Below are 233 nucleotides of genomic sequence, written 5' to 3' on the forward strand. Positions count from 1 at the left end.
GCATCAGGTCGGAGTCGAAGTCGAGGTCGTTGGAGGTGCTCACGTCCCACGGGCCCACCGGGAAGAACGCGATCTGACCCTCCATGAACCGCGGGTAGGTGTCGAGCGTCGCCGCCTGCTCCGGGTTGGGCGTGACCTTCTCCTTGGTAGTGAGGTCGGCGACGAACTGCAGCGCGTCGGCGAACTCCGGCGTGTCGACGGTGACCTGGGTGCGGTCGGCGTTGGTCCAGTCG

Annotated in this window: 1 pseudogene; it reads right to left on the reverse strand. The window is 67.0% G+C overall.

Features of this window, described 5'->3' with window-relative positions:
* Positions 1-233, reverse strand: a pseudogene (locus ACQP60_RS20960) (sugar ABC transporter substrate-binding protein); the annotation flags it as partial.

Source organism: Isoptericola variabilis (assembly GCF_050311655.1).
Lineage (GTDB): Bacteria > Actinomycetota > Actinomycetes > Actinomycetales > Cellulomonadaceae > Isoptericola > Isoptericola variabilis.